The organism is Sphingobium sp. LSP13-1-1.1 (genome assembly GCF_040676415.1).
Taxonomy (GTDB): Bacteria; Pseudomonadota; Alphaproteobacteria; order Sphingomonadales; family Sphingomonadaceae; genus Sphingobium.
The window spans coordinates 99,563-118,515 of record NZ_JBEGHU010000023.1 but is presented as its reverse complement, the minus strand read 5'-3'; the positions used below and the strand labels follow the sequence as shown (position 1 = coordinate 118,515).

Annotated in this window: 17 protein-coding genes; 6 read left to right on the top strand and 11 right to left on the bottom strand. The window is 62.7% G+C overall.

From position 1 onward, the window contains the following. Positions 1-73: 73 nt before the first annotated feature. The 9 genes from ybeY to MRBLSP13_RS12525 all read right to left on the bottom strand — a co-directional run bounded on the left by ybeY (position 74) and on the right by MRBLSP13_RS12525 (position 6,714). Complete coding sequence (ybeY, locus tag MRBLSP13_RS12565) at positions 74-574, bottom strand: rRNA maturation RNase YbeY (RefSeq protein ID WP_363734644.1); 501 nt, start codon at positions 572-574, stop codon at positions 74-76. 26 nt (positions 575-600) lie between these two features. Then, positions 601-1,605 carry a PhoH family protein gene (locus MRBLSP13_RS12560; RefSeq protein ID WP_363734645.1) on the bottom strand — a complete coding sequence of 335 codons (1,005 nt, stop codon included), beginning with the start codon at positions 1,603-1,605 and terminating at the stop codon, positions 601-603. Between the two features lie 122 nt (positions 1,606-1,727). Next, the gene (gene miaB, locus MRBLSP13_RS12555; protein ID WP_363754741.1) at positions 1,728-3,077 is read right to left on the bottom strand and encodes a tRNA (N6-isopentenyl adenosine(37)-C2)-methylthiotransferase MiaB; all 1,350 of its coding nucleotides are present in this window, start codon (positions 3,075-3,077) and stop codon (positions 1,728-1,730) included. A 27-nt stretch (positions 3,078-3,104) separates the two neighbouring features. After that, complete coding sequence (locus MRBLSP13_RS12550; protein ID WP_363754739.1) at positions 3,105-3,845, bottom strand: lysophospholipid acyltransferase family protein; 741 nt, start codon at positions 3,843-3,845, stop codon at positions 3,105-3,107. A gap of 6 nt (positions 3,846-3,851) precedes the next feature. After that, the gene (locus tag MRBLSP13_RS12545) at positions 3,852-4,274 is read right to left on the bottom strand and encodes a Fur family transcriptional regulator (protein ID WP_133652157.1); all 423 of its coding nucleotides are present in this window, start codon (positions 4,272-4,274) and stop codon (positions 3,852-3,854) included. A gap of 123 nt (positions 4,275-4,397) precedes the next feature. After that, on the bottom strand, positions 4,398-4,823 hold the full coding sequence (locus tag MRBLSP13_RS12540; RefSeq protein WP_363734648.1) for a MucR family transcriptional regulator: 426 nt from the start codon (positions 4,821-4,823) through the stop codon (positions 4,398-4,400). A gap of 112 nt (positions 4,824-4,935) precedes the next feature. After that, positions 4,936-5,415 (bottom strand): ribosomal protein S18-alanine N-acetyltransferase, encoded by a 480-nt coding sequence (gene rimI, locus MRBLSP13_RS12535; protein ID WP_363734649.1) that lies wholly within the window; start codon positions 5,413-5,415, stop codon positions 4,936-4,938. Then, positions 5,412-6,041, bottom strand: a complete 630-nt coding sequence (gene tsaB, locus MRBLSP13_RS12530) for a tRNA (adenosine(37)-N6)-threonylcarbamoyltransferase complex dimerization subunit type 1 TsaB (protein WP_363734650.1) — start codon at positions 6,039-6,041, stop codon at positions 5,412-5,414. The genes rimI and tsaB overlap by 4 nt, the downstream gene beginning before the upstream one ends. Before the next feature lie 100 nt (positions 6,042-6,141). Beyond that, a complete protein-coding gene (locus tag MRBLSP13_RS12525) occupies positions 6,142-6,714 on the bottom strand; it encodes a NifU family protein (RefSeq protein ID WP_133652153.1) in 573 nt (190 codons plus the stop codon). 114 nt (positions 6,715-6,828) lie between these two features. Between MRBLSP13_RS12525 and MRBLSP13_RS12520 the strand changes: the two genes are divergently transcribed. From MRBLSP13_RS12520 to MRBLSP13_RS12510, 3 genes are all read left to right on the top strand, one after another. Next, positions 6,829-7,299 carry a pyridoxamine 5'-phosphate oxidase family protein gene (locus tag MRBLSP13_RS12520; protein ID WP_363734651.1) on the top strand — a complete coding sequence of 157 codons (471 nt, stop codon included), beginning with the start codon at positions 6,829-6,831 and terminating at the stop codon, positions 7,297-7,299. Positions 7,300-7,547: 248 nt separating this feature from the next. Further along, entirely contained in the window at positions 7,548-8,933 is a 1,386-nt protein-coding gene (locus MRBLSP13_RS12515) for a DEAD/DEAH box helicase (protein ID WP_363734652.1), read from the top strand. A gap of 216 nt (positions 8,934-9,149) precedes the next feature. Next, entirely contained in the window at positions 9,150-12,041 is a 2,892-nt protein-coding gene (locus MRBLSP13_RS12510) for a M16 family metallopeptidase (protein WP_363754737.1), read from the top strand. A 4-nt stretch (positions 12,042-12,045) separates the two neighbouring features. Here MRBLSP13_RS12510 and MRBLSP13_RS12505 read toward each other — a convergent pair whose 3' ends face one another. After that, complete coding sequence (locus MRBLSP13_RS12505; protein WP_363754735.1) at positions 12,046-12,207, bottom strand: hypothetical protein; 162 nt, start codon at positions 12,205-12,207, stop codon at positions 12,046-12,048. A 230-nt stretch (positions 12,208-12,437) separates the two neighbouring features. Beyond that, positions 12,438-13,025 (bottom strand): TetR/AcrR family transcriptional regulator, encoded by a 588-nt coding sequence (locus MRBLSP13_RS12500; RefSeq protein ID WP_363754733.1) that lies wholly within the window; start codon positions 13,023-13,025, stop codon positions 12,438-12,440. Positions 13,026-13,143: 118 nt separating this feature from the next. On the opposite strand from MRBLSP13_RS12500, the gene MRBLSP13_RS12495 reads away from it, so the two are divergent. Genes MRBLSP13_RS12495 through MRBLSP13_RS12485 form a run of 3 tightly spaced genes read left to right on the top strand, consistent with a single transcriptional unit; the run spans position 13,144 to position 18,893 of the window. Next, the gene (locus tag MRBLSP13_RS12495; RefSeq protein WP_363754731.1) at positions 13,144-14,307 is read left to right on the top strand and encodes an efflux RND transporter periplasmic adaptor subunit; all 1,164 of its coding nucleotides are present in this window, start codon (positions 13,144-13,146) and stop codon (positions 14,305-14,307) included. Between the two features lie 3 nt (positions 14,308-14,310). Next, a complete protein-coding gene (locus MRBLSP13_RS12490; RefSeq protein WP_363754729.1) occupies positions 14,311-17,490 on the top strand; it encodes an efflux RND transporter permease subunit in 3,180 nt (1,059 codons plus the stop codon). 2 nt (positions 17,491-17,492) lie between these two features. Then, positions 17,493-18,893, top strand: coding sequence for an efflux transporter outer membrane subunit (locus tag MRBLSP13_RS12485; protein WP_363755244.1), 1,401 nt, complete (start codon positions 17,493-17,495; stop codon positions 18,891-18,893). Positions 18,894-18,953: the final 60 nt, after the last annotated feature.

Here is an 18,953-nt window from a genome sequence, read left to right as displayed (position 1 = left end):
CATCGCGTGTAAAGACCTTGCCCTGACCCTCAAAGGGCAGACGGCCTTCCGCTAAAGCCGATGCCGTGCAATATCAACGGTCCCCATAGGGATCGGAAATGCCCAGACTGATCAGCGACTGGGTTTCCAGCGCTTCCATCGCTTCGGCCTCGGCATCCTCCATATGATCATATCCCAGCAAATGAAAAGTCCCATGGACGATCAGATGCGCGGCATGATCGGCGATGGAGATACCTTTCTCGGCGGCTTCCCTGGCGCAGACTCCTTCCGCCAGCACGATATCGCCCAGCAGCACCTCGCCATCGTCGGTGTTGGCCGTGCCCTCCAGCAGGTCGGCCTGAACCATGGGGAAAGACAGGACGTTGGTCGGCCGGTCCTTGTCCCGATAGGCGCGATTGAGACCATGCACCTCTTCATCATCGGTCAGCTTTACCGCGACCTCGTAAAAGGCCTCGTCCGTCGCGAAGGACGCATAGGGGCTGTGGACGATCGCAGCCGTCACAGCGCGCTGGGCCAGGATTTCCCAGTCGGTATCGGGCCAGCCCTCTTCGTGCAGGACGGCGACTTCAATCATTTCGGGCACTCCACGCCATGCGGATTTCAGGCATCGGGGCCCTCATAGGCCTGGACAATGCGGCCGACGACCGGGTGGCGCACCACGTCGCTGATGCCGAAAGGCACGACGGAGATGCCATCCACCCCCTCCAGTCGCGCAACGGCGTCCGCCAGGCCGGAAATGCCGGGCTGCGGCAGATCGACCTGACGGGGGTCGCCGCAGATGACCATGCGGCTGCCTTCGCCGAAACGCGTCAGGAACATCTTCATCTGGGCGACGGTGGTGTTCTGCGCTTCGTCCAGCACGATGAATGCATTGGACAGGGTGCGGCCACGCATGAAAGCGAGAGGCGCGATCTCGATCTCGCCCGATGCAATGCGGCGTTCGACCTGCTCGGCCGGCAGCGTGTCATAGAGAGCATCATAGATGGGGCGAAGATAGGGGTCGACCTTCTCCTTCATGTCGCCAGGCAGGAAGCCGAGCCGTTCACCCGCTTCGACGGCCGGGCGGGAGAGGATCAGGCGATCGACGCTGCCGGTAATGAGCTGGCTCACCGCCTGCGCGACCGCGAGATAGGTCTTGCCCGTGCCTGCCGGGCCCAGGGCGAAGATGATGTCGTTGCGGGTGAGCGCTTCCATATAGGTCACCTGCGTCGCAGAACGCGGGACGATGGTCTTCTTGCGCGTCCGGATCATGACCTTGGGCGGTTCGGCCACGTCATGCCGAATGATGCCGTCCAGCGTCGGTTCGGCGGACATGGCGATCACGGCTTCCACCGCACCGGCATCGATTTCCTGGCCGGCGACGATGCGGTTGTACAGGCCGGTCATCACGTCGCGCGCGCGCGCGGCAGCCTCGGCGTCCCCCTCGATCTGGAGCTTGTTGCCGCGGGCCGCGATGTAGACGCCCAGGCGGTTTTCGATGGCTACCAGATTCTGGTCATATTGGCCGAAAAGAGCACCCAGCAGGTGCGGCCGGTCGAAAGTGACTTCAAGTCGTGCGCGCTCGGCGACTTCGGCCCGGTGGGTATGATTTGGTTTTTTCGACATTCAGCAGCCTCCCTTTTCATCAGTCACACTCGCGTAGGCGAGTATCCATCTCCCGTCGGCTAAGCCTGGTGGACAGGGCTGGAGATGGGTTCCCGTTGTCACGGGAACGACTGTAAGTAGGTTCAAGCGGCCTTCCTCCTGCTGGGTTGTCCGGCCAGACTGTTCGGGCCGGCGCTGATGATATCGACTTCCGCCATGTCGCCGATGGAAAGTTCCGGCGCAGTGACGTGGACGGACTGAAGCCAGGGCGTCTTGCCGATAAGCTGGCCCGGATGACGGCCCTTGCGCTCCAGCAAGATGTCGGTGCGGCGGCCGACCGTGGCCGCATTGAACTCGACCTGATGACGGTTGATCAGCGCCTGAAGGCGGGCAAGCCGTTCATCCATTACCTCCGCCGGGATCTGCCCGTCCATGTCGGCGGCAGGCGTACCGGGGCGCGAACTATATTTGAAGCTGTAGCATTGCGCATAGCGGACCTGTTCCACGATCCTCAGCGTATCCTCGAACTCGGCCTCGGTCTCGCCGGGGAAGCCGACGATGAAGTCGCCGGAAAGCGCTATATCCGGTCGTGCCGCCCGCACGCGATCGATGATGCGCAGATAGCTGTCTGCGCTATGGCTGCGGTTCATCGCCTTCAGCACGCGGTCGTTGCCCGACTGCACGGGCAGGTGGAGAAAGGGCATCAGCTTGGGTTCGCCGCCATGGGCAGCGATCAGTCCGTCGCTCATGTCGTTGGGATGGCTGGTGGTGTAGCGGATCCGTTTCAGCGCATCGATCCTGGCCAGTTCGCGGACGAGGCCGTCCATGCCCTGGGCCCGTCCCTTGTCGTCCTCGCCGGTCCAGGCGTTGACGTTCTGGCCTAGCAAGGTGATCTCCCGCACGCCGCCGTCAACCAGCGCCTTCGCCTCGTCCAGGATCGCCGACCAGCTTCGGCTTATCTCCGCGCCACGCGTATAGGGTACCACGCAATAGGTGCAGAATTTGTCGCAGCCCTCCATGATCGTCAGGAAGGCGGTGGGCCGCGCCTGTTTGGTGCGTGCGGGGAGGGCGCCGAACTTGGACGCCAGCGGCATGTCCGTGTCGACGGCCTGCTCGCCGCGCCGCGCTTGGTCGATCAGGTCTGGCAGCCGATGATAGGCCTGGGGGCCAACGACGATGTCGACATTGCGGGCACGACGCTGGATTTCGCCGCCCTCCGCCTGCGCGACGCAGCCGGCGACGGCGATCATTGGGCGGCTGCCGTCCTCGCGGGTCATGCGGCCGATATCGGAATAGACCTTGTCCACCGCCTTTTCGCGGATGTGGCAGGTGTTGAGGATGACCAGATCCGCTTCGACGCCTTCGGCTGCTGCGGTCATGCCGCGCTCTCCCAGCATTTCTGCCATGCGCTCGCCATCATAGACGTTCATCTGGCAGCCGAAGGATTTGACGTGGAATGTCGCTGGAGTCTTTTTGGCGTCGTACCGATTCATGCGATCCAGCTATACAAGGGCTGCGGCTCAAGTAAAAGGCGCCAGGTGCGCAATGATGCTGCTGGCTATTCTTTCCTGTGCCATGGCAGTCAAGGCCTTGCGATCGGGGCAGATTGCCGGATCGAACGGCTCCAGGAAGCGCAGTGTGACGTCAAGCTTGCCGCTGCGTTCCAGTAGTCTCTTGACGTTCGCCCCGGCCGGCTCGTTGCCATGCCAGCTGATCTCGGCGGTCGCCGGGCCATAGTCGATATGGACCGGCTGAATCCGGACTGATCGCGGAGGGGGAAGGAGTACAGCCAGCAGGGCGGGCTTGAACGGCAGGAGGCCGCTGCCGTCGCTGGTCGTGCCTTCCGGGAAAAGCGCAACCGGTTGATGCCCGGCCAAGGCCGCCCGCAGGGTGTCGAGCTGGGAGGAAAGCGCTCCCCGCCTGTCGCGGGCGACAAAAAGCGTATTGTTCTGCGCTGCCAACCAACCGATGATCGGCCAGCCTGCTATGCCGTCATGCGCGACGAAGGCGGCGCCCGTGGCGCCGCCCAGGACCAATATGTCCACCCAACTCACATGATTGGCGATGATGAAGCTGTCGCCCTGGAAGGGATGACCATCGATCCGCACGCGGGCTCCGACGGCGCGGCCCGCCAACGCCAGAAAGCGCGGCGGCCAGGGTGACCGGCGCCCGATCGCGCGCCAGAACAGATGTGGGATCAGGCAGAGCAGCAGGCTCGCGGCCAGGGCCGCCAGGCGCATGATGCGGCGGAATGCAGCCAAGCTGCCTCAGCTCTTGCGGTCGAGCGCGACGCCGTACAGTTCCATCCGATGGTCGACCAGGCGAAAGCCGAGCTTTTCCGCGATCTGCTTCTGAAGCTGCTCCAGTTCAGGATCGACGAATTCGATGACATTGCCGGTTTCGACATCGATCAGATGGTCGTGATGGGATTCGGGCGCAGCCTCATAGCGGGCGCGGCCATCCCCGAAATCGTGCCGGTCCAATATGCCCGCTTCCTCGAACAGGCGGACGGTGCGATAGACGGTCGCGATGGAGATGCCCGGATCGATCGCTGCGGAGCGCCTGTGCAACTCCTCCACATCCGGATGATCGCTCGCGTCGCTCAGCACCTGGGCAATGACGCGGCGCTGTTCGGTGATGCGCAGGCCCTTTTCATGGCAAAGGGCTTCGACGTCGATCTTGCGGTTCATGCAGGCTCACTTGGCTGGAATTCACGTGGACCGGAAAGAGCCTAGCGGCTTTCCTCCCACTATAAAAGGGGCGCGCCATCGGGCGCTCCCCTTTTTCCTTGGGCTTTACCTGTGTTTGCGCGCTTATTTGGGTGCGCGGACGCGACGGCGCTTGGTGCCGAGGCCGATTTTCTTGGCAAGGCTGCGGCGCTGTTCGGCATAGTTGGGAGCGACCATCGGATAGTCCGCCGGCAGGCTCCATTTCGCGCGATAATCTTCCGGCGTCATTTGATAATGAGTCATCAGGTGGCGCTTCAGCATCTTGAGCTTCTTGCCGTCTTCCAGGCAGATGATGTAGTCGGGCTTGATCGAAGATCGGACCGACACCGCCGGTTCCGGCTTCACTTCAGGCACCGCAGCCGGCGAAGCAAGGCCGGAAAGCGCAGCATGCACATTCTGGATCAGGGTAGATACGTCGGAGACGGCGACGCTGTTGTTCGAGACATGGGCCGCGACAATATCCGACGTCAAAGTAATGAGCAGTTCGCTCTGCGCTGATTCGATTTCCATTTCTTTTCCCTGCGAAGGCTATTGGTTGCGCGACCCGCCCGAGGAAAATCATTTCAGGAGCGGTATGGGTCAGCTATACCGATGATTTACGTTTTGCAAGGGCGGATGAAAATCACCTGAGCATATCGATACGAAAGCTCAGTGCATCATGAAGTTGTCCATCGTTGCCGCGATAGTAACCGGGGCGGCGATGTACATATTCAAATCCGGCTTTTTCATACAGGCTTATTGCCGTATTCGACGCGCGCACTTCCAGATTCATCGACGTAATGCCCCGCTTGCGCGCCGTTCTGAGGCTATCGCGCAGCAGTGCCTCGCCAATGCCTCTTCCGCGCCAGAGCGGGCTGACGGCCAGCAACAATAATTCGCATTCGTCGAGCACCGAGCGCACGAGGGCAAAGCCGACCGGCGCGGCATCGATCCGGGCGATGGTGAGCCATGTTCCGGGCATCGTCATCACCCCGGCGAGTTGCGGCAGTGTCCATGCTTCGCCAAAAGCCGGGTCGAAGGCGCGCGCCATGATTTCCATGGCGTCGCTCATGGCGTTCCGTTCGCCATCCTCATAGGAATGGAGCGTCAGGCCTGGGGTCATGGTGCGGCCCGTTCCGCCATAGGCCGTGCATCGGCCCCACGGCAGTAAATGGGGGAGGGCGGCAGGGGAGCCAATCCTGCCACCAATGGATAGTCGGCGGCATCGGGATAAAGGCTGACCGCCATGCCATGGCCGCGCGCGGTCACCAATGTTTCGGCGCCGGTGCCGTAGACGGTGGAATGCTCCAGTTGGTGCGCCAGTTCGGCAATGGGCGTGGAAGCCGCCTTGCCGAGCGGTTCAAGTCCATCTGCGGAAAAGGTCTGCCAGAACAATTCGCCATGGCCGCCCGTGATGGTGACGGCCACAGGTCCGCTTTGATGATATGCCGCGGCGGCCTTCGCAGCGATGATCCCGAGAGCGCTGTACCCATGCAGCGGAATGCCCCAGGCCAGCGCCAGCGCTCGCGCCGCGGCAACGCCGATCCGCACACCCGTAAAGCTGCCGGGGCCGACATCGACGGCGATCGCATCGGCACGGCCGCCGTCTGGCAAGGCGGCAATGGCGGGCAGCAGGGCCTCCGCGTGCCCGCGTCCGACGATCTCATGAAAATGACCGAGGGGCACATCATCATCGAGCAACGCCACGGACAGCGCCTGTGTCGCGGTGTCGATGACCAATATGCGCAAAGAAAACCCCTGTAGACCGCTCGCCTGATGCGATGCCCGGCTATGCGGTTAATCGATCGGCGCGGCTTTGCCAATCATTCCCGGCAAACTGTTTTTTCGCTCAGACAGCGCGAACTTCCGTCACTTCGGGCACATAATGCTTGAGTAGCTGTTCGATGCCGTTCTTCAACGTCGCTGTGGAGGAAGGGCAGCCCGAACAGGCACCCTGCATGCGCAGATAGACGGTGCCCTTGTCGAACCCGCGATAGATGATGTCACCGCCGTCATTGGCCACTGCTGGACGAACGCGCGTGTCGATCAACTCGCGAATCTGCGCGATGATCTCCTCATCTTCCGGATCGTCGGCGAATTCTTCTTCTTCCGGCACGAAAATCTCGCCGGCGGAGCCGGGCGCGAACAGCGGCATGTTGGCAGTGAAATGTTCGAGCAGGACGGAAAGAATGTCGGGTTTCACGTCGCTCCACTGCGCGCCGGGCGCGATGGTGACGGAAATGAAGTCTCCCCCGAAGAAGACGCCTGTCACGTCGCCCAGCCCGAACAGCGCGTCGGCCAGCGGCGATGCCTCCGCCTCTTCCGGTGTGGCGAAATCACGGGTGCCCATGCCCATGACCACGCGGCCGGGAATGAACTTGACGGTGGCCGGATTGGGCGTCGCTTCTGTCTCGATCAACATGCCCGCTATGTGGAGAGAAGACTGCGCAAGATCAAGCTTTCGTGCTAAATTGCGTCTCGCAAAACGCTTGGCGCCGTCGATTGAGCCCCGCCTGATGTCGAAGGGAGAGAGAAGATGAGCAACGAGACCGATATCCGCCACCGCTTCTGGACGGAATTGTCGCAAAGCCCGTTCCTGATGGTTGGCCTGAGAGGATCACCGGATCACAGCATGCCCATGACGGCGCAGCTCGATCCCGGCGCAAATCATTGCTTCTGGTTCTATACGACGCGGGAGAATCGGTTGGCCAAGGGCGGGCCGGCCATGGCGCAGTTCGCGGGCAAGGGGCATTTCCTGTTCGCCTGCGTCGACGGCACCCTGGTTGAGGAGGCGGACCCGGCGGTAATAGATCGCTATTGGACCAATGATGTCGCGAGCTGGTATCCCGGCGGGAGGCAGGACCCGCATCTGATGATGCTGCGCTTCGATCTTGGCCGCGCGGAAATCTGGCGAGCGGACATGTCGTTGGGCGGCATGTTCCGGCAGATGTTCGGCGGAGACGTGCGCGAGGAGATGCGAAGCAAGCATGTCGAGGTGACGCTTTAGGGGAGGCGAAAGGCGCCGCTTGCTTTTTCCCGACATTCCCGCCATATGCGCTGCAACGCAGCAGCGGGCTTCATGCCCCCATCAGCGATTGGCAGCGTGATCGCTTCGGCCCGGACGGGTATCGGGGCCGGCCAATGAAAGTCTGCGCCAAGCTTTGAGGCTTCCCTTTTCACGCGGGTCGTTTCGTAACCCGCCTTGCGTCCCGGCCCTGCCGGCAGGCGCCGGGGCTCATTTGTGAGTTATCATTCATGCAATTTACCGACCTTGGCCTTGCCGAGCCGATCCTGAAGGCGCTCGCCGCCAAGAAATATGGTTCGCCAACGCCCATCCAGGCGCAAGCCATTCCCGTGTTGCTCAAGGGCAAGGATCTGTGCGGCATCGCGCAGACCGGCACCGGCAAGACCGCCGCCTTCGCGCTGCCCAGCCTTGATCACTTCGCCCGCAATCCCAAGCCGACACCGCTGCAGGGTTGCCGCATGCTCGTATTGTCGCCGACGCGTGAACTGGCGGCGCAGATCGCGCAGAGTTTCCGTGACTATGGCCGCTTCCTGAAGCTGTCCGTGGAGGTCGTGTTTGGCGGCGTGCCGATCAACCGGCAGATCCGGGCGTTGGGACGGGGCGTCGATATCGTCGTCGCGACGCCGGGCCGTTTGCTCGATCTGATCGACCAGCGCGCCTTCACGATCAAGGATACCGAGATTTTCGTCCTCGATGAAGCCGACCAGATGATGGACATGGGCTTCATCCACCCGTTGAAGCGCATCGCCAAACTGCTGCCGAAGGAGCGGCAGAACCTGTTCTTCTCCGCCACCATGCCGGGTGAGATCGAGGCGCTGGCCAGTCAGTTCCTGCACGATCCGGTGAAGGTCAGCGTTGCCCCGCAATCAACGACGGCCGAGCGGGTCCGGCAGCAGGCGACCTTTGTCAATCAGGTGGAGAAGCAGGCGCTGCTCAACCTGACGATCCAGAATGAGGATATTGATCGCGCGCTCATCTTCACCCGGACCAAGCATGGCGCCGACCGGGTCGTGCGCTTTCTGGAAGGCGCAGGCATTCAGGCGGTCGCGATCCATGGCAACAAGAGCCAGGCGCAGCGCACCACCGCGCTCCAGGCCTTCCGCCATGGCCATGTGAAGCTGTTGGTAGCGACCGATATCGCGGCGCGCGGCATCGACGTGTCGGGCGTCAGCCATGTCATCAATTTCGAGCTGCCCAATGTGCCGGAGCAATATGTCCACCGTATCGGCCGCACGGCGCGGGCGGGCGCGGATGGCGTCGCAATCAGCTTCGTGGCGGACGACGAGCGGCCTTATCTGAAGGCCATCGAGCGCACGACCAAGGTGAAGCTGGACGTTGTGCCGCTGCCGGAGAATTTCGTCGAGGCGGTGCGCAATCTTCCCAAGGCCGCGCCGCAGCGCAAGGGGCGCGAGCAGACGCCGGAGCAGAAAGTGCGCCGCGCCGACGGCCAGCGCCGTTATCAGGACCAGCAGAAGCAGCAGCGCGGCAATGCCGAGCGGGCGCATCGGCCGGACGGCGAAGCCGCGAACCCGGCAAAGAAGAATTTCCGGCGGCGTCGCGGGGGCGGCGGTGTCGGCACCCATAAGGGTGCGGTTCAGAAGACCGGCGGGCGGTGAATGGCGGCCCGACTGCGGGTTTAATGATATCCGATGTGCTCCTGCCCAGGTAGGAGCCCGGTTCGCGCGATAGGATTGCAGATCGGCGGCGGGGGACCAGGTGCTCGCCGCCGCAGAACCTCCGGATGCCCAATCCGGAGGGATTTTGCGCAGCAGTCGGCGCGCTTCGTGCTTTGTCAGTGGCCATTCAGGAAAATCTCTTTAGGCTGCGCGGCCATGAGCTTTCCTTTCCGGCGTTCTGCCGCTTCGCTGTCCGTCCTTGCCCTTCTGCTTTCGGGCATTACCGCGCCTCTCTCGGCGAAAAGCGATCCAGCCGCCACGCCGGTCGCGCCGGGTTCCAGCCATGCACAGGTCAGGCCATGGCTCTATGAGAACAGCGACGTGCCCATCGATCCGGCCTGGCGCTTTGGCACATTGTCCAACGGCTTGCGCTACGCTGTCCGCCGCAACGGCGTGCCGCCGGGGCAGGTGTCGGTCAGGCTGCGGATCGACGCCGGCTCTCTGATGGAGCATCCCGATGAACTGGGATACGCCCATTTCATGGAGCATCTGACCTTCCGCGGTTCCCGCCATGTGCCGGACGGCGAATCCAAGCGCATCTGGCAGCGGCTGGGCGTCACCTTCGGCAGCGACAGCAATGCGCAGACGACCGCCACGGGAACGACCTATGCGCTCGACCTGCCGCAGACGACCCCGGCCAGCCTCGGCGAAAGCATGAAGATCCTGGCCGGCATGATGACCGATCCCAATATCGTCGACAGCGCCGTTGATGCAGAACGGGCCGTCGTGCTGGCGGAAAAGCGGGAAAGCGACGGGCCGCAGATGCGGATTTCCGACGCCACCCGGCGGCATTTCTTCGCTGGCCAGCCGCTGGCCGATCATAGCCCGATCGGCACGGTCGCGACGCTGAATGCTGTCACGGCCGCGAAGATGGAGGCTTTCCACCAGCGTTGGTACCGACCGGAAAATGCCGTGATCTCGATTGCCGGCGATATTGATCCGGCCGTGGCGGAGCAATTGATCAAGGATAATTTCGGTCCCTGGACCGTCCCGGGCAAGGGGGCACCGCTACCCGATTTCGGCGAACCCGATCCCAAGGCGCCTGCGACCCGGGTGACGGTGGAGCCGGGCGCGCCGACGGGCCTGACCATGGCCTGGCTGCGTCCCTGGAAGCCGCATGCCGACACCATCGTCTACAATCAGGACAAGCTGACCGACATGCTGGCGCTGCAGATCATCAGCCGCCGTCTGGAACAGGCTGCGCGCAGTGGTGGCAGCTTTCTTCAGGCGAGTGTGGATCAGCAGGATATCAGCCGTTCCGCCGACGGCACCTTCGTCACCATCGTGCCGGCGGGAGAGAATTGGGAAAAGGCGCTGGGCGATGTCCGCGCGATCATAGAGGATGCGAAGGACACCCCGCCGAGCCAGATCGAAATCGACCGTGAATATGCCCAGATGGACACCGCGCTCGCCATTCAGGTCGAAAATGCGGATACGGAGGCCGGTGCCAAGCAGGCGAGCGACCTGGTAAGCGCGGTCGACATCCGCGAAACCACCGTCAGCCCGCAGGCGGCACTGGAAATCTTCCGTTCCGGCAAAGCGGGCATGACGCCGCAGAAGATATTGGATTCCACCCGGCGGCTGTTTTCCGCAGGCGTTTTTCGCGCGCAGTTGATCACCGGCAAGGTGCAGCCGGGGGTCGACGCCCGCCTGGCGGCCGCCGTCGCCGCGCCGGTCAAGGCTGCGACCAACGCCAGACTGGCGGACAAGGTCGTGACCATGGCGGACCTGCCCAAGCTTGGCGCGCCGGGCAGAGTCGTCTCTCGCACGCCCATCGGTCTGCCGGGAATGGAGAGCATCACCTTTTCCAACGGCGTCAAGCTGACCCTGTTCGCCAATGATGCGGAGACGGAGAAGGTGCGGATCAACGTCCGCTTCGGCCATGGCCAGCAGGCCTTTTCTCCTACCAGGCCAGTGCCGGGCTGGGCAGCCGACTATGCGCTGGTGGCGAGCGGGATCGGAAAGCTTGGTCAACGGGAACTGGACGATCTGACCAACGGGCGTCGCATGGGCATGGACTTCTCCATCGACGACGACGCCTTTGAAATGCAGGCGGTGACGCGGCCGGCGGATTATAAGGACCAGTTGCTGCTGTTCGCGACCAAATTGTTCGCGCCGGGATGGGATCCGGCGCCCATCGCGCGTGTGAAGACGGGGGCCGGGGTTGCCTATGATGCGATGGAACGGGCACCGGATTCGGTTTTGGCGCGTGACCTCAACTGGTTGCTGCACGACAAGGATGTGCGGTTCCGCACGCCATCACGCAATGAGATCGATGCACTGACGCCACAGGCCTTTCGTGCTACCTGGGAGCCGCTGCTGGCTTCCGGGCCCATCGAGATTCAGATATTCGGACAGGTGAAGGCCGATGACGCCATTGCGGCCGTGGCCGCGACCTTTGGTGCCTTGCCGCAGCGGACCGATGTTCCTGTTCCCGCCGCGAACAAGGTCATGCGCTTTCCCGCGCATGTCGAGGCGCCGGTGGTCCTGCGCCACAAGGGTGACAAGGAGCAGGCGGCGGCTGTCATGGCCTGGCCGACCGCAGGCGGTTTCGCGCTGACCAAGGAAGCGCGGCAGCTGGAAATCCTGACCCAGATTTTCAATGATCGGCTGTTCGACAAGCTGCGCTCTACCGAAGGGGCGGCCTATTCACCCAGTGTCCAGAACAACTGGCCATTTTCCTATGAAAGCGGCGGCTATATTCTGGTGACGAGCCAGGTCCGCCCGGATCGGGTCAATTATTTCTACGGCGTGGTGAAGGATACGGCGGCGGATCTGGCCAAGAATCCGGTAAGCGATGACGAATTGCAACGGGCGGTCGCGCCGATGCGGCAACTGCTGATGCGGGCCGGGACGGGCAATGCCTTCTGGATGAACCAGATGGAGGGGGCGACCCATGATCCGCGTTATGTCCAGGCCATGCAGACCATGGCGCAGGACATGCTGACGGTCACTCCGGCCGATATTCGGGCCCTTGCTGCCAAATATCTGGTACCCGCCAGAAGCTGGTCTGCGGTCGTGTTGCCCGAAGGTGTTGCCGCCAGATGATGGATCAGGCCGGCGGGCGACCCTGTTCCAGCAACTGGCTGTAGAGCCGGACATATTCCATGTGGATCGCGCGAATTTCCGGATTGCGCGAGCCGGCGGCCAGCCGTCGGTTGCGATCCAGCCGCGCTTCGAAATAGCTGCGGTTGAACGTCATATCCATGTTCATCTCATGCCTCCCGGAACGATTTCGAGGCGAGAATGTTCATGGGCTGACAAAGTTGCCGCTTCGCGTGCAGCTATCTGCTGCAATGCGGTAGAAGGAGGGGAACCGAGGGCGGGTCGATTGGTCGTCGGTGCTGGCGCGGACATCAACTTGGTTGAGCCAGATGGCTTTCCTGAAATCCTATAGCCCGCGATTTCTCGACCAGCGATCGGTCCGGTCGTTTGGAAATCCTTCTACTTCATGGCTCGCAGGGCAGCGACGATCATGAATGCCGCGCATCGCGCCGTGCGTTCGTCGTTGATCGAGGGTCTCGACAGGCTGCGATGACCAAGGCCGAAAAGACAGGCAAGGATCATTTCCTCGGCGCTCTTCAACGCTTCCCCTGACAGGCCGGGGTTGGCCAGGCAGGCAAAATCGCTGAGTGATTTGCGCAAGCCGTTGCACATGTCGGCTATCATGTCTGCGACCCGCCCGTTGCGAAAACCTTCAGCCAGAATGTCGAAGGACAGAGCTTCGTGCGGGTTGTCCATGACATCCAGCATCAGCAGTTCGAATGTCTGCTCCACGCTGATATCACCTGCATCAAGCCGATCCTGCAGGTGTTGGATCGTCCTTTCCCGCTCTTGCGCGTCAGCTTGGACGATCGCCTCGATTATATCTTCCTTGCCTTTGAACAGGCGGTAGATCTGGCCGACCGACACTTGGGCCGCGGCGGCCAGTTCGGCCATGGCGGTTTGGTGAAAACCATTGGCGGCGAACAGGTTTCGAGCCGCGCCCAATATGCGGTTTCTCGCATTCTGTTCATGTTGCGGCGCAACCAAAAACTTTCCCCCAGGCTTTTTTACTCTTGAACAAATTGTGGCATGTTCCTACCTGCGCCGCAACCGGAATGAACGTTCATTCCGGTAGAATGCCATTGTTGAAGACGGAGCACGGCCGATGCAAAAGGGGATATTCGTCGGATTGCTGGCCTGTGCATCCGCTCTGGCTCTGGGTGGTTGCGGGGAACAGTCACCGCCTGCGCCGCCGCCTCCCTCCGTGGGCATTGTGGAACTCACGGTGCAGAACGCGCCCCTGATGACCGAACTTCCTGGCCGTATCGCCGCGCTGGAGACGGCCGAAGTTCGCCCGCAAATCAATGGGATAATCCGCCGTCGGTTGTTCGCGGAGGGCGCGCAGGTGCGCGCCGGCCAGATGCTTTACGAGATCGAGGATGCGCCCTATCGAGCCGCTCTGGGTCAGGCTCAGGGCGCGCTGGCGCGGGCGCAGGCATCCATTCGCGCAACCGCCCTTCAGGCGCAGCGCTACCGGGATCTTGTCGGCATCAACGCGGTCAGCAGGCAGGAGGCCGACAATGCCGCGGCATCCGCTCAGCAGGCCCGCGCGGATGTTGCGGCGCAGCAGGCGGCTGTCCAGGCAGCGCGGGTGAACCAGGATTTCACGCGCATCAGGGCTCCGATATCGGGACGTATCGGGCGCTCCCTTTTCACGCCTGGCGCCCTGGTGCAGGCGGGGCAGGCCGATCCCCTGGCCACGATTCAGCGCACCGACATCGTCTATGTCGACGTCACGCAATCGGCCGCGCAGATCATCGACCTCAAGCAGGCGATGAAGGCCGGTGGAGTCGGCGTTGCCGCTGGCGCGCGCGTGCAATTGCTGCTGCCCAATGGCAGCACTTATCCGATCGAGGGGCGTCTGCAATTTTCCGAGGTGACGGTCGATCCCAGCTCGGGCGCCGTGACGTTGCGTGCGACCTTCGCCAATCCGGACGGGCTGTTGTTGCCGGGCATGTATGTCCGCGCCCGGCTGGTCGAAGGAGAGCGGAGCCAAGTGGTCCTGGCGCCGCAGCAGGGCATTTCCCGCGACGCGCGGGGCCGGGCGACCGCCATGGTCGTGGGCACGAACAACAAGGCTGAACTGCGTCAGGTCGAAACCGACCGGGCCGTGGGCGACAAATGGATCGTCACCAAAGGCCTGAAGGCTGGAGACAGGCTGATCGTGGAAGGCCTGGTCAACCTGCGGCCCGGAACGGTCGTGAAACCGGGCCCGGCTCAGCAGGTCACCGTCGCCCAGAAGCAGGCAAATGCTGGCGGGGCGAACTGACCCATGTCCCGCTATTTCATCGACAGGCCCATTTTCGCCTGGGTCATCGCCATCGTCATCATGCTGGCCGGCATGCTGGCCATACGCTCGCTGGCCGTGGCGCAATTTCCGCAGATCGCGCCGCCCGCGGTGACGATCGCCACCAGCTATCCGGGCGCGAATGCCGAAACGCTGGAAAGCACGACCACCCAGATCATCGAGCAGCAGCTGAAGGGCATCGATAACCTTCGCTATTTTTCGTCGAGCAGCGATTCCGCAGGCAATCTGAACATCACCCTGACCTTCGAGCAGGGGACCGATGCCGACATCGCGCAGGTCCAGGTGCAGAACAAATTGGCCCAGGCCACGCCCCTGCTGCCCCAGGAAGTGCAGCAGCAGGGATTGCGCGTGACCAAGTCCGCTTCGACCTTCCTGACGATCATGGCCGTCTATTCCGATGACGGCATTCACGATCAGCAGGATGCTGGCGACTTCATCGCCTCCACGTTGCAGGACCCCATCAGCCGCGTTCCCGGCGTGGGCGATACCCAGTTGATCGGTGCGCAATATGCCATGCGTATCTGGCTGGACCCTTATAAGATGGCCAATCTGGGCGTCACCACCGGCGACGTCAAATCGGCCATCAGGGCCCAGAACGCCCAGGTTTCGGCTGGTCAGATCGGCGGCACGCCATCGCCCAGGGGGCAGGCGCTGAACGCGACCGTCACCGCGCAGTCGCGGCTCAGAACGCCTGAAGAATTTCGGCAGATCCGGCTGCGCAGCAACAGCAACGGATCGGTCGTCTATCTGGCGGACGTCGCCAGGGTCGAACTGGGTGCGGAAAGCTACAGCTTCAGCGCGAAATTCAACGGGCATCCCGCCGCCGGCTTTGGCGTGAGATTGGCGCCGGGTGCCAATGCGCTCGATACCGTCGAAGGCGTGAAGAGCCGGGTCAAGGAATTGTCCAAGACCTTCCCAAGCTGGGTCAAATATGACTTCCCGGTCGACAATTCCACCTTTGTGAAGCTGTCGGTGGAGCAGGTCATCCATACGCTGTTTGAAGCCACGCTGCTTGTCTTCGTGGTGATGTTCCTGTTCCTGCAGAACTGGCGTGCCACGCTGATCCCCACCATCGCCGTCCCGGTCGTGCTGCTGGGATCGCTGGCGGTCCTCTATGCGGCAGGCTTCACCATCAACACCCTGACGCTGTTCGGCATGGTACTGGCGATCGGGCTGCTGGTGGATGATGCGATCGTCGTGGTCGAGAATGTGGAGCGCATCATCCAGGAGGAGGGGCTGAGCCCAAGGGAAGCCGCCAAGAAATCCATGGATGAGATCAGCGGCGCGCTGATCGGCATTGGCCTGGTTCTGTCGGCGGTATTCCTCCCCATGGCGTTTTTTGGCGGCTCGACGGGGGTGATCTTCCGCCAGTTCTCCATCACCATCGTGTCGGCGATGGTATTGTCGGTGTTGGTCGCGCTGATACTGACGCCTGCGCTTTGCGCGACGATTCTGCGGCCCAAGGGACACAGCCATATCTGGACGGGCCCTTTGGGATCGCGGTTCGGCCGGTTTTTCGACTGGTTCAACGGTAGCTTCGACCGCAATGTCGTGCGCTATGGCGCCGCCGTGCAAAAGGTCGAACGGCGCTGGGGCCGGACGATGTTGGTCTATGCGTTGATCGTCGTCGGCATGGGGATCATCTTCCTGCGTCTGCCCGGCGGCTTTCTGCCGGACGAGGATCAGGGGATCATCATTACCCAGGTATCGCTGCCGGCCGGGTCCACGCTGGGGGAAACCGAAAGAACCCTGCTGAAGGTGCGCGATCATTTCGTGAAAGCCGAGGGGAATAATGTCGCGGCCGTGTTCACCATTTCCGGCTTTGGCTTCGTGGGGCAGGGACAGAATGTCGGGCTCGCCTTCGTCCGGATGAAGGATTGGTCGAAGCGGAAGGGCGCCGATAACAAGGTGTCCGCCATCGCTCTGCGCGCCAACGCCGCCTTCCGCAAGTTGACCGCCGGCATGGTGATCGCCTTCGTACCGCCCGCCGTTCAGGAACTGGGCAATGCCACCGGCTTCGACTTCCAGCTCGTCGATCGGGCCGAACTCGGCCATGAGAAGATGCTGGAGGCACGCAACCAGCTGTTGGGCATGGCGATGGCGGACAAGCGGCTGGCGCAGGTCCGGCCAAATGGACTGGAGGATACACCGCAGCTCAAGCTGAATGTCGATCAGGCGGCGGCCGGCGCGTTGGGCATTGCGCAGTCCGACGTCAACGACACCATCAGCACGGCGATGGGCAGCAGCTACGTCAACGACTTCATCGACCGCAACCGGGTGAAACGCGTTTATGTGCAGGCTGACGCACCCTTCCGGACCACGCCGGATGCGATCGGCGTGCTGCACGTGCGCGGCAGCAGCGGCGTGATGGCGCCGATTTCTGCCTTCGCGACCACCGAATGGACCCATGGTCCCGCCAAGCTGGAACGTTACAACGGCGTGCCGTCGATGCAGATCATGGGCGCGCCGGCACCCGGCGTTTCCACCGGCGAGGCCATGAGGGCGATGGAGGAGATGGCAGCAAAGCTGCCGGCTGGCGTGGGCTATGAATGGAACGGGATTTCCTATGAGGAAAAGACATCGGGCGGGCAGGCGCCGGCGCTCTATGCGCTATCCATGCTGATCGTCTTCCTGTGCCTCGCCGCTCTCTATGAAAGCTGGTCGGTGCCGATCGCAGTAATGCTGGTGGTGCCGCTTGGCGTGTTCGGGGCGGTTGTCGCGGCGACCCTGGTGGGCCTCAACAACGACATCTATCTGCAGGTGGGTCTGATCACGACCATTGGCGTGTCGGCCAAGAATGCCATCTTGATCGTCGAGTTTGCCGAGGAAAAGATGCGTGAGGGGCTATCACCCGCGCAGGCGGCGCTGGAAGCCGGCAAGCTGCGCCTGCGGCCGATCCTGATGACCAGCTTTGCCTTCGTCTTCGGCGTGCTGCCGCTGGCGGTGGCGAAGGGCGCGGGCGCCGGTGGTCAGAACGCCATCGGCTGGGCGGTGGTCGGGGGCATGCTGGCCGCCACGATATTGGCGATATTCTTCGTGCCGGTCTTCTTCACGGTCGTGAAGCGGCTGTTCCGCGAACATCATGGCAAGGACGGGGAAGGGCAAGCGGGCAACGCTCTGCCCGGCCCTCAGGAGACACCATGACGATGAACAAGATCAAGCCGTTCTCGGCGGCTGCGCTGGTGCTGACGCTGGCGGCCTGCGACATGGCGCCCAAATATGTGCGTCCCGCCTTGCCTGTGCCGCAGGAAAGCCCGCAGGGGTCGGCCTATCCGGCCGGGCCGGGGCAGGCGATCGTCCCGGCGGATACGGCCTGGAAGGATTTCTTCGTCGATCCGCGGCTGACACGGGTCATCGAGACGTCGCTGGCCAATAATCGCGACCTGCGCATTGCCCTGGCCAATGTCGAGCAGGCGCGGGCGCAATATCGGGTACAGCGCGGAAATATATTCCCCAGGGTGACCGCCAACGGCAGCGCGACCTATCAGGACACGCCTTTCTCTCAGGTCGGGACGGGCCGAATGGACATTTATTCGGCGTCCGTCGGTGTTTCGGCATGGGAAATCGATCTGTTCGGACGACTGCGCAATCTCAGCAAGGCGGCGCAGGAGCAATATTTCGCGTCGGTGGAAAACCGCAATGCCGCGCAGACGGCGCTGATCGCGGAGGTTGCGAATGCTTGGCTTACCATGGCGGCTGATCAGGAGCGGTTGAGGATCGCGCGCGATCTGGAGAAGGCGTTCGGTCAAACGCTGGACCTGACCCGGGCGCGCTTTGCCAAGGGCATAGCGTCCGAACTGGAGGTGCGGCAGGCACAGACCAGCCATGATCAGGCGCGATCCGACATCGCCCAGGCGACCACATTGGTCGCCCAGGATCAGAACGCGCTGAACCTGCTGGCCGGTACGACGGTCGCAGAAGGGGATCTGCCGGCGGCGATGCCTGAAGGCGACGTCACTCTTTCCAACCTGCCGGCCGACCTGCCTTCCGCAGCCTTGTTGCGCCGTCCGGATATCATGGCGGCGGAGCATCAATTGTTGGCGGCGAACGCCAATATCGGCGCGGCACGCGCGGCCTTCTTCCCGAACATCTCGCTCACCGCCGCCTTCGGCACGTTGAGCCTTGGTCTGTCCAACCTGTTCAAGTCGGGCAGCGAGACCTGGTCGGTGGTCCCTTCCGCCAGCCTGCCGATCTTCGATTTCGGCCGTAACCGGGGCAATCTGCGCTATGCGCGAGCAACCTATGACGCCATGGTCGCGACCTATGAGAAGAGCGTGCAGACCGGTTTTCGGGAAGTGGCCGATGCGCTGGCGCGCCGCGGCACGATGACCGAGCAGCTGGAGGCGCAGAGTTCGTTGCGGGACGCGGCGCGGGTCGGCTATCGCCTGTCCGAAGCGCGCTTTCGGGCGGGCGTCGACCCGTTCCTGACCACATTGGACGCACAGCGCACACTCTATAATGCCGAACAGAGCCTGCTCGCGACCCGCCTGACCCGCGCTGTGAACATGATCGAACTTTATCGCGCCATGGGCGGCGGCCTGAAATAATCTTTGGCCGCAAGCAGCGGGAAGGCAGTCCGGCAGGTCATGCCCCATGCAGGTTCGGGC

Excerpts from the sequence above, each read along its gene's own strand:
- MRBLSP13_RS12490 (WP_363754729.1), top strand. The coding sequence starts at position 14,311 with ATGTCCCGCTATTTCATCGACAGGCCCATTTTCGCCTGGGTCATCGCC.
- ybeY (WP_363734644.1), bottom strand. The coding sequence starts at position 574 with ATGATTGAAGTCGCCGTCCTGCACGAAGAGGGCTGGCCCGATACCGAC.
- MRBLSP13_RS12520 (WP_363734651.1), top strand. The coding sequence starts at position 6,829 with ATGAGCAACGAGACCGATATCCGCCACCGCTTCTGGACGGAATTGTCG.
- MRBLSP13_RS12560 (WP_363734645.1), bottom strand. The coding sequence starts at position 1,605 with ATGTCGAAAAAACCAAATCATACCCACCGGGCCGAAGTCGCCGAGCGC.
- MRBLSP13_RS12485 (WP_363755244.1), top strand. The coding sequence starts at position 17,493 with ATGAACAAGATCAAGCCGTTCTCGGCGGCTGCGCTGGTGCTGACGCTG.
- miaB (WP_363754741.1), bottom strand. The coding sequence starts at position 3,077 with ATGAATCGGTACGACGCCAAAAAGACTCCAGCGACATTCCACGTCAAA.
- MRBLSP13_RS12545 (WP_133652157.1), bottom strand. The coding sequence starts at position 4,274 with ATGAACCGCAAGATCGACGTCGAAGCCCTTTGCCATGAAAAGGGCCTG.
- MRBLSP13_RS12510 (WP_363754737.1), top strand. The coding sequence starts at position 9,150 with ATGAGCTTTCCTTTCCGGCGTTCTGCCGCTTCGCTGTCCGTCCTTGCC.
- MRBLSP13_RS12525 (WP_133652153.1), bottom strand. The coding sequence starts at position 6,714 with ATGTTGATCGAGACAGAAGCGACGCCCAATCCGGCCACCGTCAAGTTC.
- MRBLSP13_RS12505 (WP_363754735.1), bottom strand. The coding sequence starts at position 12,207 with ATGAACATGGATATGACGTTCAACCGCAGCTATTTCGAAGCGCGGCTG.
- MRBLSP13_RS12495 (WP_363754731.1), top strand. The coding sequence starts at position 13,144 with ATGCAAAAGGGGATATTCGTCGGATTGCTGGCCTGTGCATCCGCTCTG.
- rimI (WP_363734649.1), bottom strand. The coding sequence starts at position 5,415 with ATGACCCCAGGCCTGACGCTCCATTCCTATGAGGATGGCGAACGGAAC.
- MRBLSP13_RS12540 (WP_363734648.1), bottom strand. The coding sequence starts at position 4,823 with ATGGAAATCGAATCAGCGCAGAGCGAACTGCTCATTACTTTGACGTCG.
- MRBLSP13_RS12515 (WP_363734652.1), top strand. The coding sequence starts at position 7,548 with ATGCAATTTACCGACCTTGGCCTTGCCGAGCCGATCCTGAAGGCGCTC.